This window comes from Chryseobacterium balustinum (genome assembly GCF_900168205.1).
GTDB classification, from domain to species: Bacteria; Bacteroidota; Bacteroidia; order Flavobacteriales; family Weeksellaceae; genus Chryseobacterium; species Chryseobacterium balustinum.
In genome coordinates, this window is sequence record NZ_FUZE01000001.1 from 152,243 (window position 1) to 165,800 (window position 13,558).

Sequence of the window (13,558 nt, forward strand, 5' to 3'; positions counted from 1 at the left end):
CACTCAAGTTATTTAGATTTTTTAAATAAATAATCATTATATGAAACTATTAGAAGGAAAAGTAGCGCTAATTACCGGAGCTACAAGAGGAATCGGAAAAGGAATTGCTGAAATTTTTGCTCAACAAGGTGCAAAAGTAGCATTTACATATGCCGGTTCTGTAGAAAAAGCGAAAGAATTGGAAACTGCTTTAAGTTCTGTTACTCAGATTAAAGGTTATCAGTCTGATGCATCAGATTACGATGCTGCACAAAAATTGGTAGATGATGTAATGGCTGAGTTTGGTAAAATTGATATTTTGGTAAACAATGCAGGAATTACCAAAGACAATCTTTTGATGAGAATGTCAAAAGACGATTGGGATACGATTATCAAAGTAAATTTAGATTCTGTATTCAACCTTACTAAGGCTGTAATTAAGCCAATGATGAAGGCTAAATCGGGCTCTATCATCAATATGACTTCTGTTGTGGGTGTAAAAGGAAATGCAGGACAGGCAAATTATGCTGCTTCTAAAGCTGGAGTTATCGGATTTACAAAATCTATTGCTTTGGAGTTAGGTTCAAGAAACATCCGTTGCAACGCAATCGCTCCAGGATTTATTGAAACTGAAATGACAGCTGCTTTAGACGAAAAAACAGTTCAGGGATGGAGAGAAGGAATTCCTTTGAAAAGAGGAGGACAACCAGAAGATGTAGCGAATGCTTGCGTTTTCTTTGGTAGCGAGATGTCTTCTTATATTTCCGGTCAGGTTTTAAACGTTGACGGCGGAATGTTAACGTAAGAAAAGTATTATTCTACAATAAAAAATCCCTTTCATAAGCTTTATGGAAGGGATTTTTATTATTCGGAATCAATGTAATTTCTAAGCCATATTTGAAGATCTTTTTCGGGAGAAAGATTGATCTTTTTTCTGAAATTATAACGGTTGTTTTCTATTGTTTTTATTGCCTTAAAAGTACAATCTGCAATCTCTTTTGTTGTAAAACCAAGATAGACATAGGCTGCAAAGGTGAGTTCACTCGGTTTCAGATTTTCATTAAGCAGAAGCATTTTAGACTGAAATTTGGGATAAACCTCCTGAAATCTTGTGTAAAATGAAGGGCTATTATCTTTTGCAAGTTGTATAATCTCTTCAAAGGCTTCATTTACCTGTAGTTTCAGTTTATGCGTTTCCTGTTCTGTAATTTCTTTTTCTTTAATCAGTTTTTTTGTAATTTCAATAGATTCCAGATTCTTAGATTTCGTTTTTTTAAGAAGATAAATAATAATAAATACAGTCATTAAAACCAATAAAGAAATAATAATAAAAGTCGTTCTCTGAGTTTTTTTTACTTCAAGATTGTTCTTTATTTTTTCTTCTTTCATTACCTCATTTAGTGCAAAATCTCTTTCCTTCTTCATTTTGTCATCAAGTTTCTTCTGAATGTTAAGGTAAAGATCTTGATAATATTTTGCTTCTGTAATAGCTCCTTGGGAGACTTTCAACTCTGCAATTTTTTTGTATAATTCGCTCAGAATATCAGGGAAATGATGCTGATTAAAACTCTTTAAAGCCAAATCATAGAAAGCTTGAGCTTTGGGATAGTTTTTTTGAAAAGTATATAGATTTCCGAGGCCAATTAGAGATTCTATTTTGCAAGGATGTATCTTATTTTTAAAATGATTTAATGATTTGTTATAATAATATTGGGCAGAATCTGTATTATTTTTATTCAAATAATAATTTCCAAATCCTAAAGACGAACACCCTTTTTGAATATAAGCATATTTTAAGTCGATTTTTTTAAGAATTTTAGCTTCTTTCTGCAAATAATAAAGAGTAGAATCCGGCTTATTTATATTATCATAGATGTAACTCATATGAGAATAAACACTACATTCTATAAGAGCGTCTGAAGTTGTTTTATTTGCCTTGTTTTTTAAGATTTCAAGCGATTTTCTGTAATTCTTAAAAGATAGGGTATAGAGCTCGAGAAGTAGATAGTTTCCGGCTAACAATGACGAAATATTAGCTGCATGGGTTTGATCACGCTCTAAATAGGAAGAATATTGTTGCGCTTTCTTTGCATAATCAATACTTTGTTTGAAATTGGCATGATCGTAATGATAGGATGCTAAAAAATAATTGCCATACGATAAACCCTTATCATTTTTTGAAATATGAGATAATTTAATAAGTTTCTGTGTAGCTTCCAAAACTTGGTCAGATTGTCCGGACAAATGGATGGTGTTGATTTCTTTCACCAAAAAATCAACATCAGGCTGGCTTTGAGCATAAAAACAATTGCTCAAAAGAATAAAACTAAATAAATATTTGAAAGAATGGAAGTAACCCATTTAAATAATTTGGTATTATTAATTTATTAAATCTAAAAATGAACAAAATCCCCTATCCATGGGTGTTTCTGTCTTTTTTTGACGAAATATTTTTTGCACAACTATTGTGCCATTATAAAGTGATTTATTGAAAAATAAACGGTGCCAGCCAGCTTAATTTCAATAAATTAATAAAATATAATTCTCCTTTTTTACTTAAAAATAAGAGAAGTTTGCTGTTCGCATTAAATACATCATAAGATATATGGTTTTGAAATTTGTTATAAATTAAAACCGATGCATAATAAATTATTTATTGTAATCTCAAAAACTATTGAATTTTTGATAAACGAGGAGTAGGAAAGGAGTCATATTTTATTATAAAATTAGGTTTAAAAAATAAAAAATCCCCGAAGATTTTAAACTCAATAGGTTTAAAATCTCCGGAGATTAATTTTCCTCCATCATTCGGATTCTAGTTTTTTTTGAACGGTACAAATAGAAGAAAAACTCAGAAAAAGAGCAAAATATCTACCCCTCAATTTGCCCTCTATTTAAATAAATCTTTTATTTATAGGGTTTTAGGATAAGCTTTATATTGATGTTTTTATTTCATTTTCCCAAAATTTAGATAATAATTAGTCATTATAAACTTGATTTTCCTGCTCCTGTACTCTTATAAAAGTCGTTCTTTTAGAAAGTTCTTTCAGGGTAGAAGCACCCACATAAGTACAAGTAGAGCGTACCCCACCTAAAATATCTTTCACGGTTTCGGAAACAGAACCTTTGTATGCTACTTTCACGGTTTTACCTTCTGATGCCCTGTATTCTGCAACACCGCCTGAATGCTTGTCCATTGCTGTTTTTGAACTCATTCCGTAAAATAGTTTGAATTTTTTACCGTTTTCTTCCACCATTTCGCCACCACTTTCATCATGTCCTGCAAACATTCCGCCGAGCATTACAAAATCTGCTCCGCCGCCAAAAGCTTTGGCTACATCGCCTGGAACTTTGCAACCTCCGTCTGCAATAATGTGACCCTTCAAGCCATGAGCGGCATCAGAACTTTCAATAATTGCTGATAATTGAGGATAACCAACTCCAGTTTTTACCCTTGTTGTACACACAGAACCGGGGCCAATACCCACTTTGATAATGTCTGCACCTGCTAAAAGAAGCTCTTCTACCATTTCTCCGGTTACCACATTGCCCGCAATAATAATTTTATCGGGAAAATTAGCTCTTGCTCTCTTCACGAATTCTACGAAATGCTCAGAATAACCATTGGCTACATCAATGCAGAGAAACTCAATTTTTGGATGGTTTTTGAGAATCGTTTTTAACTTTTCTTCATCTGCTTTTCCTGTTCCTGTACTTAAAGCAATATATTGATAAATATTTTCGGGTTGATTATTGAGAAATTGACTCCATTCTTCAATGGTGTAATGTTTATGAATGGCTGTAATAATATTTTCTTTGGAAAGTTCAAGAGCCATTTCAAAAGTTCCCACCGTATCCATATTGGCTGCTATGATCGGTGTACCTTTCCATTTTTTTTGGGTGTGAAGAAAGGTAAACTCTCTGTTTAAATCTACTTCTGAGCGTGATTTCAGGGTAGAACGTTTTGGTCTGAACATCACATCTTTAAAACCAAGCTTTATATCATTTTCTATTCGCATAATTTGGAAATTATTTTAAATAAAATTAGGGAAAAGATTGATAGAAAAGCTTAAAATAAATGATTTTATGGTTTATTTATGAGAGTTTTAATTTTTTCACAGATTCCACAGAGTAGTACAAAATTCTAGGTGCAATCATCTTGAAAATAAGTGTAATCTATGAAAGAATAAAGTATTGAAAAATAGTTGTATCATCATCAATTGAAATATCTTACTTTTGAGTCAATGGATTTTCCTGTTACATTTCAAATATTTGGTAAAACGATTCTTGCGCATCCTGTGTTTGAAACTTTGGGAATATTTCTCGGCATGCGGTTTTATTTTTATTTGAAACGAAAATCAACCGAAAAACTGTCTTTCAATACTTCTGCAGCAGTTCTTATCGGTGCTACAGCAGGAGCTTTAATTGGTTCAAAACTCATTGGAAACTTAGAGAATCCGTATATTTTTTTTAATGATTTTAATTTCAAAAGATTCTGGACAAATAATACAATTGTTGGCGGATTGGCTTTCGGGCTTATCGGAGTAGAACTGGCAAAAAAAATAGTAGGTCATAAAGAAAGCACCGGAGATTTGATCGTTTATCCTTTGATGTTGGCAATGATTATCGGACGAATAGGCTGTTTTCTCACAGGAATTCATGAAGAAACTTACGGATTACCGACGGATTCTATTTTCGGAATGCGTCTTGGTGATGAATATTTAAGACATCCTGTTGCGTTGTATGAAATCGCTTTTCTTATTGTTTTGTGGATTGTTTTAACAATGATTCAGAAAAAAAATAAATATCCTTCGGGTTTTGTTTTTCAGCTGTTTATGCTGAGTTACTTTAGTTTCAGATTCTTTTTAGATTTTATCAAACCTAAAATTGACATCATCGGAAATTTAGGAACAATTCAATTGGTATGTCTTTCGGTGATTATTTATTACATTTATAAGATTAAAACATCAAAATATTAAAAATGAAAATCCTCACGTTTCTGGAAGTTGGCGGCCTCGGCGGATTGGTCGCTATAATTATAGGAATAATCATCGTTATTTCTTTGGTGGTTTCACTTATTATTTCGGGAATTGCAAAGGTAATTTATGAATGGAATAATGATAAAAAATTTACCCAGAAACAGTTTTGGCAGACCATGTTGATCTCATTACTGATCTGTGGTTTGATCAGTGGTTTTGTATGTGGAGGAATGTAATACATTGAATATTATGCCGGTAAGAAATTATACTTATTACGATTATACGATCAGCCTTTGCCCGGAATGTCTGAAAAGGGTAGGAGCTAAGATTATCATTGAAGATGAATCTGTTTTTATGACCAAAAGATGCCCAGATCATGGTTTTTTTAAAACGATGATTGCTTCTGACGTTCAATATTATAAAAACATCAGAAATTATAATAAAGCATCTGAAATGCCTGTTCATTTCGGAACTGATGTTGAATATGGTTGTCCTTACGATTGTGGCTTGTGTGTTGATCATGAGCAGCATAGCTGTCTTTCGATTGTAGAAGTTACAGATCGCTGTAATCTGACTTGCCCAACTTGTTATGCGATGTCTTCGCCACATTACGGAAGTCACAGAAGCTTAGAGGAAATTGAGGCAATGTTTGATATCATTGTTAAAAATGAGGGGCAACCCGATGTTGTACAAATCAGTGGCGGCGAACCGACTATTCATCCTGAGTTTTTTAAAATTATGGATATTGCGAAGTCGAAACCTATTAAACATTTAATGCTTAATACCAACGGAATTCGTATTGCGAATGATCCTGGTTTTGCTGAAAAATTGGCAACTTATGCTCCCGAATTTGAAATTTATCTTCAGTTTGATTCTTTTAAACCGGAAGTTTTGGAAGATTTTCGAGGGAAAGATCTTACAAATGTTCGGATGAAAGCTTTGGAAAAACTAAATGCCTTAAACCTTTCTACAACGTTGGTTATTGTCTTACAAAAAGGAAAAAATATTGATGAAATTGGAAAATTAATTGACTTTGCTTTAAAACAAAAATGCGTTCGCGGAATCACTTTTCAGCCTGTAGAAGTTGCCGGAAGAAACAGAGAAGATTCTGCACACGAAAAAATTACGTTGACGGAAGTACGACAGGAAATTTTAAACCAGTTCCCACTTTTGAATGGAGATGATATTATTCCTGTTCCGTGTAATCCGGATGCGTTGGCAATGGGCTATATTTTAAAATTAGAACGCGAAACGATTCCTCTAACACGATACATTAATCCTGCCGATTTATTGAATAATGAAACTAAAAATACCATCGTTTACGAACAGGATGAAGGTTTGCAGATGCAACTTTTAGACATTTTCAGTACAGGAATTTCTGTTGATAAAGTACAGCCTAAAGTAAACCAATTACTGTGCTGTCTTCCAGAAGTTTCGGCTCCAAATTTAGATTATGATAATCTGTTCAGAATTATTATCATGAATTTTATGGATGCCCATGATTTTGATGTTCGCGCCGTAAAAAAGTCTTGTGTTCACATTGTCAATAAAGATTTAAAAATGATCCCTTTTGAGACGATGAATCTCTTCTACAGAGATGATAAAAGTAAATATCTGGAAGAACTGAGAAAAGAGGATAAGGTTTTATTTTAAATAAAAATTCCACAGATTTTGTTTGTATTTTAAACGACATAGGAAAATGAAGCGTTAAGAAAATGAATTCTGTGAACGTTAAAAAAATTCTACTGTCTGAAGTGCGGGACAAATATTAAAACGAACCGATAATTAATAATCCGCACGAGTTTTAGAATTTTTAGAGAATAGAATTTATTTTTAGCGGAAGTTTCCAAGTCTTGAATTTTTCGTTCTTTTGTTTCAAGACAAAAGGACAATATAAAGGGCGTAAAAATTATCTTTTTACACCCCATAAATTTATTTTACCTCTCAAATCAAAACCTAGTTTTTCGTAAAGTTTCTTTGCTCCGAGATTATTTTCAGCAACATGTAGGAAAGGCGTTTTACCATCTTTAAATATGGTATCAGAAACAAATGCGACCAATTGTTTGGCAAAGCCTTTCCCGAGATAATCTGGGTCTGTAATGACTGCGCTTACTTCTGTCATATCATTCATCTGCATTCTTTGACCTGTTACGGCAACCAGCTTATCATCTTTAAAAATACCAAAATATCTTCCTAATTCCGGAGTTCTGTTTTTGAAATAGTGAGGATAAAACTTTTTAACAAAAGCCAATAATTCTTCATGATTTTCATTGTGAAGCTCAATAATTTCTTCGGTATAGTCAAGCTCAATTTTGTTTTCCAAAATATATTGATCACAAACAAGCTGCGACATTTCTGTTTTAAATTCTCCTAATTCAGGTTTCGCTCCGAAAATAAGAAAGTCATCACAGATCTTTGCATAGTCTGTGATGTCATTTTCTTTTGCGTTTAATGAACCTCCAAAAGCGGCGACTTCAGGATTGTAAAATTTAGAATCACCGAAGTTTAAGCAAAACTTTTTGTGATATTCATTAAGTGAATGATAGACAGGGTTATGTAATTTTTCGTACATTATTCAAAATCCATTACTTCACGAAGGGTATTCATATACTCATAAGCGGTCATATCAAACTTTACCGGTACAATCGAGATATATCCGTTTGCCAAAGCTGTTTCGTCTGCATCTTCAGATTCATCCATATTGTTGAAATAACCAGTAAGCCAGTAATATTTTTTACCGTGCGGATTGATTCTTTCGTCAAAACTTTCTTCCCATTTTGCATGAGCCTGCTTGCAGATTTTCACGCCTTTTATTTCTTCTTTTAAAAGCTTAGGAATATTTACATTAAGAACAACACCTTTGGGCATTGGGTTTTCTAAAGTTTTTCTGACAATATTTTGAATGTATTCTTTTGCCTGTGTAAAGTCTGCTTCCCAACTGAAGTCTAAAAGTGAAAATCCGATTGAAGGCAGACCTTCTACACCACCTTCTACAGCAGCAGACATGGTACCAGAATAAATTACATTAATTGAAGAGTTGGCGCCATGATTAATTCCCGATACTACAAGATCTGGTCTTCTGGGAAGTATTTTATCCAAAGCCATTTTCACACAGTCAACAGGAGTTCCGCTGCACGAATAATCGGTTTGTGGCCCTTCAAGCTGTACTTCTTCATAACTCAATGTAGAGTTTATCGTGATTGCATGGCCTTTTCCGCTTTGTGGGGAGTTGGGAGCAACCACAATTACGTCTCCTATTTCATTCATAAATTCTACAAGATTTCTGATACCCGGAGCTGTAATACCGTCGTCATTTGTTACCAGAATAAGTGGTTTTTCCATAAAAATTTAATTTTAACAAAATTACTTAAAACTAATTGATAATTGTAAATAAGGTATTAAATTTGATAGTTTGTAACAGTCATTTAATAAATGCTACTTATTGGATGATTTAAAAGAATTTAATAAAAATATATTACAGATTTATGTGGAAAAATTTTAAGCTAAATAAATTTCTACTCTTTATTCCATTAACAAGTCTTATGTTTTGTTTCAACTCGCCAAAAAATGACGATGAGAAAATGCAGACGATAATGGTGAGTGTTAAAAATACTCTTTCTTATTTACACTACAGCCCCAAACCTATTAATGATGCCTACTCAAAAGATGTTTACAAACATTATTTTGAAATGATTGATCCGGGTAAAAGATATTTCCTGCAGTCTGATATGAACGAATTTGGCAAGCATGAAACAAAGCTTGACGATTATATCAATCAGGGAGATTTGCAGTTTTATAAGCTTACAATTGACAGATTGTACCAAAGAGTAGATGAAATTGATAAGATTACTCAGGAAATTTTCAGCAAGCCAATTAATCTTGAAGAAGATGAAACGCTTACTTTGGAATCTAAATTGAAAAAAGTTCCTGTAGATCAAAAGGAGCAGTATAACGAGTGGAAAAAATTCATCAAATACAATATCCTTCAGGAAATTGAATCGATGAACAGCAAAGAAGAAGCTCAAAAAGAAAAGAAAGATTCTGTACAGAAGTTTAAGCTGAAAGATACCATCAAACTTGAAATTCTTTCTCCACAACAGAAGCTTACAAAAGCAACGGATGAGGTGAAAGATTTGGTAAAAGAAACATTTACCAGATTCAAAAAAAGAAAGAAAATGGATTGGTTTTCGGTGTATATGAACGCTTATACAGAAGTTTTTGATCCGCATACCAATTATTACTCTCCAAAAGATAAAGAAGATTTTGATACCCAGTTTAAAGGTAAAGTAATCGGAATTGGTGCTATTATTCAGGAGAAAAAAGGAAATCTTTATTTAGGTGCTTTAACGATCGGTGCGCCGGCTTGGAAATCTAAAAAATTGTCTGATGGCGATAAAATCTTAAAAGTAAAATCTAATCCTAAAGAAGACCACGTCAATGTCGTAGGAATGCTTTCTGATGAAGCGGTACGTTTAATCAGAGGTGAAAAAGGAACTCCGGTTACTTTGACGGTTCAGAAAAAAGATAAAACGATTGTAGAAGTAACGATGATTCGTGAAGAAGTGGCTATTGAAGACACTTTTGCGAAAAGTATTATTGTAAATTCTCCAAACGGAAAAAAATACGGATTTATCAATCTTCCTAGCTTTAATGCAGATTTCGAAGATGAAAAAGGAAGAAACGCTTCTGATGACATCAAAAACGAAATCATCAAGCTGAAAGCTCAGAATATTGAAGGAATTGTTTTAGACCTTAGAAATAACGGTGGTGGTTCATTAACTGAAGTTGGTGACATCATGGGATTATTTATGAATGCAGGTCCTTATGTTCAGGTAAAAGACGGAAACGGAAAAATTCAGACACTAAAAAACAAGCAGGAAGCACCAATCTGGACTGGTCCTTTAGTAATTATGCAGAATGAAATTTCAGCTTCGGCTTCAGAGATTTTAGCTGGTGTAATGCAGGATTACGGAAGAGCAATTATTGTAGGTTCGCCTCAATCGTATGGTAAAGGAACGGTACAAACTTTCGTAGATCTAAACAGATTCTTAAATAGTGAAGACGATTTCGGATCTTTAAAACTGACGATTCAGAAGTTCTACAGAATTACCGGAGAATCTAATCAGAGAAAAGGAATTGTTTCTGATATTCAGATGAAAGACTTCTTTACTTATGCAGAAATTGGTGAAAGATATGATGATTTTGCTTTGGCTTGGGACAAAATTCCGAGTGCTACTTTCCAAAAGCTTAGTTATTTTGATGTGAAAGCTTTAGAAAAAGCGAGCAACGACAGAATGGCAAAAAATGCAAACTATCAGCTGTTGCTAGAATCTGCTCAATGGAGAGAGCAATTAGACAAAGAAGAAACCATTACTTTAAATATCAATAAGTTTAATGACTTGATGAAACACAGAAAATCTCAAATTGAAAAGTTTAAAAAACTGACAAAATTTGACAACGGATTAAAATTTGAAATGTATCCTGCAGAGATCGAAAGAGAGAAGAAGGATGAGGTTTTCAAAAAGAAATCTGAAATGTGGATGAAAAACCTTAGAAAAGATTCTTACCTTCAGGAAGCAATGAATATTGTTGCAGATATGAAGGCTAAAGTTTAAGATAATATTTAAAAAGCGGCGCTAATCGAAGATTGGCGCCGCTTTTTTGTAAAGAATAGAAGACGTTATTTAATTTCTATACAACCCACTCTTCCACCTGCATTTCCTGTTGGCTGCGTCATAAAGTCGTCTTTATCGGCATGAATGATGATTCCTTTTCCGATGATATTTTTAGATTCGTCTACACAATCAAGACACCATTTATCGGTTTTAAAAGTCAGTTTTGCTTTTCCGTCTGTACCAGCTTCCAGATTTCCGATGTCACCCATGTGGAAGTGTTCAGACCCCCATTTTCCGTGGTCATTTTTACCGGGATTCCAGTGTCCGCCTGCAGAAGTTGCGTCCGGAGCAGAGCAATCACCTTTTTCATGAATGTGTACTGCATGAATTCCTGGGGTAAGATTCGTTACTTCCAAATCCATAACCACTTCGTTACCATTTTGAGTAAATTTTGCCGTTCCGCCGGTTTCTGTCCCGCTTTTTGCCAGAACGTTGTAGGTTTTACTAGAACTGCACGATGCTGCAAATAAAGCGCAACTGGTTAATAATGTTAATGTTTGTAGTTTCATAAATTAATATTTAAATGTTGTGATTATAATTACAGAGTAACAATCTTGATACCGAAATTAATTTAGAATAAATTTCTAAAACCCAAAAAAGCGATTCAGTTTCCAAATTCTACAGCTCAGTAACAAAAAATTTAAAGACATCAAAATTCATCCTATTTTTGATTCGAATTAAAACAGCCATGAAAACAAAACTATTATTTTTCATCTCTTTTTGCTCTTTTGCTCTGAGTTTTTCTCAGATAAAAATCACAGGAAAAGTGACTTTTAAAAATAAAGGAATAAGCGAGATAAATGTTACTTTAGAAGATACTTACGATGGTGCAACCACAGATTCTGACGGGAATTTTTCTTTCGAAACTTCCGAAAAAGGGAATCAGATACTGACTTTTGTTCATCCAAAATACAATGAAGTTCAAAAACCTATTTTAATTGAGGATAAAGACATTTCCGTAAACACTGAATTAAAGGAACAAATCAATGAAATCGATGCAGTCGTAATTTCTGCTGGTTCTATCGAAGCGAGCGATAGAAAAAGAGCGACCGCTTTATTGACGCCGATTGATATTTATACAACAGCCGGAGCCGACGGACAAATTTCTTCTGCTCTGACTTATCTTCCCGGAGTCCAGAAAGTGGGCGAAACCGAAGGATTATTCGTTCGTGGAGGAACAGGAACCGAAACCAAAATTTTTATGGATGGAAGCTTAATCAATAATTATTTTTCAAGCTCTGTTCCCGGAATTGCAGGAAGAGACCGTTTCAATACCTCTCTTTTCAAAGGAAATATTTTTTCGAGTGGTGGATATTCTGCTTTGTACGGACAAGCGCTTTCCGGTGCGTTGATGCTTGAAAGTGTAGACCTTCCCGACCAGAGTTCTTATGATTTCGGGGTTTCGCCGATATTTTTAAATGGAGGTTTCCAGAAATTAAGTGAAGATAAAAATCATTCTTACGGAGCAAGTTTAGGATATTCAAATTTAGGTTTGATGCAGAATGTTTTTAATTTTAATACCGATTTTATTGGTTCAATTCAAGGATTAAACGCTGATGCGAATTTTAGAATCAAAACAAAATCCGGAGGGTTTTTCAAATATTACGGAATGTTTGATAACAATAAAATGGGCGTAAAAACCGAAAGTTTAGAACCGGGATATGATTTTGCATTAGTAAGGTTAAAAGGTGAAAATACCTATCATAATTTATCTTTCAAGCAAAAATTCGGGAAGTACCTTTTCAATACGAGTGCTTCGTATTCTTACAATCAGTCGGATTTAAATTTTTCTACGGAAACCAATCAAACCGAATCGGAGAAAACAGAATTACTTAATGACGGAAATTATATCAATTTTAAAGCAGTTATCGATAGAAAAATCAATAAAATAAGCGCTTTGCGAGGCGGATTCGAATTGAATTATGCCAATGAAAAACTAAATTTCGGTGAAGTCAATAAAAATTATCGTGATTTAATTTCTTCCGGTTTTGTGGAAACAGATTTGGGTTTCAGCAACAATTTATCAGCAAAAATTGGAGTAAGAGCCGAAAATTCTTCTTATTTAAATAAAAATAATATTGCCCCACGTTTTGCTTTGGCTTATCGTTTGGCAAAAGATTGGACAACTTCTTTCGCTTACGGATTGTTCTTCCAAAATCCTGAAAGTAAATATATTAACTCATCTGCAAATTTAGATTTTCAAAAGTCACAACATTATATTTTTCAGGTTCAAAGGTCGACTGAGGGACGAAGTTTAAGATTTGAAGCTTTTTATAAAAAATATGATGAATTAATTAAAACTCAGAATATTGTCCCGAACAGCAATCAAAATCAGCAAGTGCAAACTGCTTTTAACAATAATGGAAACGGTTTCGCAAAAGGTCTTGAAGTGTTTTGGAGAGATAAAAAAACATTCGAGAACATCGATTACTGGATCAGTTATTCGTTCCTGGATTCTAAAAGAGATTTCCTGAATTATCCTGTAAGTTTAAAGCCCAATTTTGCCGCTGAACATACGCTTTCCGTTGTCGCCAAAAGATTTATCCCCGAATGGAAAACTGGCGTTAATCTTTCGTACACCTACGCAAAAGGCAGACCTTATTACGATATTGTCACACAAGATGATAAAAATATTATCCGAAATGAAGGAAGGCTGAAAGATTACAACGCTTTGAATTTAAGCTTTAATTATCTTCCGAATCTTGGTAAAAAAGACTCAAAAGCATTTACTATTTTCGTTTTAAGCATCTCAAATATTTTAGGAACCAAAAACGTTTACGGATATAATTTTTCACAAAACGGAAGCAGAAGTTCTGCGGTGGTTCCGCCAGTCAATACGTTTGTTTTTGTGGGAATGTTTATCAGTTTTGGGGTCGATAAAACGCAGGATGCAATTAATAATAATCTTTAAATAAAATTAATTTT

The 13,558-nt window shown here is 33.7% G+C and carries 11 protein-coding genes; 6 read left to right on the forward strand and 5 right to left on the reverse strand.

The features are described 5' to 3' along the window. The first annotated feature begins 40 nt into the window (after positions 1-40). Positions 41-784: a 3-oxoacyl-[acyl-carrier-protein] reductase gene (gene fabG / locus B5X64_RS00760; RefSeq protein ID WP_066675951.1), complete on the forward strand. Its 744-nt coding sequence runs from the start codon at positions 41-43 to the stop codon at positions 782-784. A gap of 59 nt (positions 785-843) precedes the next feature. On the opposite strand, the gene B5X64_RS00765 is transcribed toward fabG, so the two are convergent. Both B5X64_RS00765 and B5X64_RS00770 read right to left on the reverse strand, forming a co-directional pair. After that, positions 844-2,340 (reverse strand): tetratricopeptide repeat protein, encoded by a 1,497-nt coding sequence (locus B5X64_RS00765; protein WP_079463442.1) that lies wholly within the window; start codon positions 2,338-2,340, stop codon positions 844-846. A gap of 617 nt (positions 2,341-2,957) precedes the next feature. Then, a complete protein-coding gene (locus tag B5X64_RS00770; protein WP_079463443.1) occupies positions 2,958-3,998 on the reverse strand; it encodes a GMP reductase in 1,041 nt (346 codons plus the stop codon). Between the two features lie 225 nt (positions 3,999-4,223). On the opposite strand from B5X64_RS00770, the gene B5X64_RS00775 reads away from it, so the two are divergent. The 3 genes from B5X64_RS00775 to B5X64_RS00785 are packed head-to-tail and all read left to right on the forward strand — an operon-like array spanning position 4,224 to position 6,611. Then, entirely contained in the window at positions 4,224-4,958 is a 735-nt protein-coding gene (locus tag B5X64_RS00775; protein WP_079463444.1) for a prolipoprotein diacylglyceryl transferase, read from the forward strand. A gap of 2 nt (positions 4,959-4,960) precedes the next feature. Continuing rightward, positions 4,961-5,194, forward strand: a complete 234-nt coding sequence (locus B5X64_RS00780; RefSeq protein ID WP_079463445.1) for a hypothetical protein — start codon at positions 4,961-4,963, stop codon at positions 5,192-5,194. A gap of 13 nt (positions 5,195-5,207) precedes the next feature. Beyond that, entirely contained in the window at positions 5,208-6,611 is a 1,404-nt protein-coding gene (locus tag B5X64_RS00785) for a radical SAM protein (RefSeq protein WP_079463446.1), read from the forward strand. Positions 6,612-6,867: 256 nt separating this feature from the next. Here the strand turns inward: B5X64_RS00785 and B5X64_RS00790 are convergent, their stop codons facing one another. Together B5X64_RS00790 and surE are read right to left on the reverse strand one after the other, a co-directional pair. Next, on the reverse strand, positions 6,868-7,530 hold the full coding sequence (locus B5X64_RS00790; protein WP_079463447.1) for a GNAT family N-acetyltransferase: 663 nt from the start codon (positions 7,528-7,530) through the stop codon (positions 6,868-6,870). Beyond that, positions 7,530-8,300: a 5'/3'-nucleotidase SurE gene (surE, locus tag B5X64_RS00795; protein WP_066675936.1), complete on the reverse strand. Its 771-nt coding sequence runs from the start codon at positions 8,298-8,300 to the stop codon at positions 7,530-7,532. Before surE ends, B5X64_RS00790 begins: the two co-directional genes overlap by 1 nt. A gap of 143 nt (positions 8,301-8,443) precedes the next feature. Between surE and B5X64_RS00800 the strand changes: the two genes are divergently transcribed. Further along, the gene (locus B5X64_RS00800) at positions 8,444-10,573 is read left to right on the forward strand and encodes a carboxy terminal-processing peptidase (RefSeq protein WP_079463448.1); all 2,130 of its coding nucleotides are present in this window, start codon (positions 8,444-8,446) and stop codon (positions 10,571-10,573) included. Positions 10,574-10,638: 65 nt separating this feature from the next. Here B5X64_RS00800 and B5X64_RS00805 read toward each other — a convergent pair whose 3' ends face one another. Continuing rightward, positions 10,639-11,142 carry a superoxide dismutase family protein gene (locus B5X64_RS00805; protein ID WP_079463449.1) on the reverse strand — a complete coding sequence of 168 codons (504 nt, stop codon included), beginning with the start codon at positions 11,140-11,142 and terminating at the stop codon, positions 10,639-10,641. A gap of 179 nt (positions 11,143-11,321) precedes the next feature. Between B5X64_RS00805 and B5X64_RS00810 the strand changes: the two genes are divergently transcribed. Next, positions 11,322-13,544: a TonB-dependent receptor gene (locus tag B5X64_RS00810; RefSeq protein WP_111944898.1), complete on the forward strand. Its 2,223-nt coding sequence runs from the start codon at positions 11,322-11,324 to the stop codon at positions 13,542-13,544. The last annotated feature ends 14 nt before the right edge of the window (positions 13,545-13,558 follow it).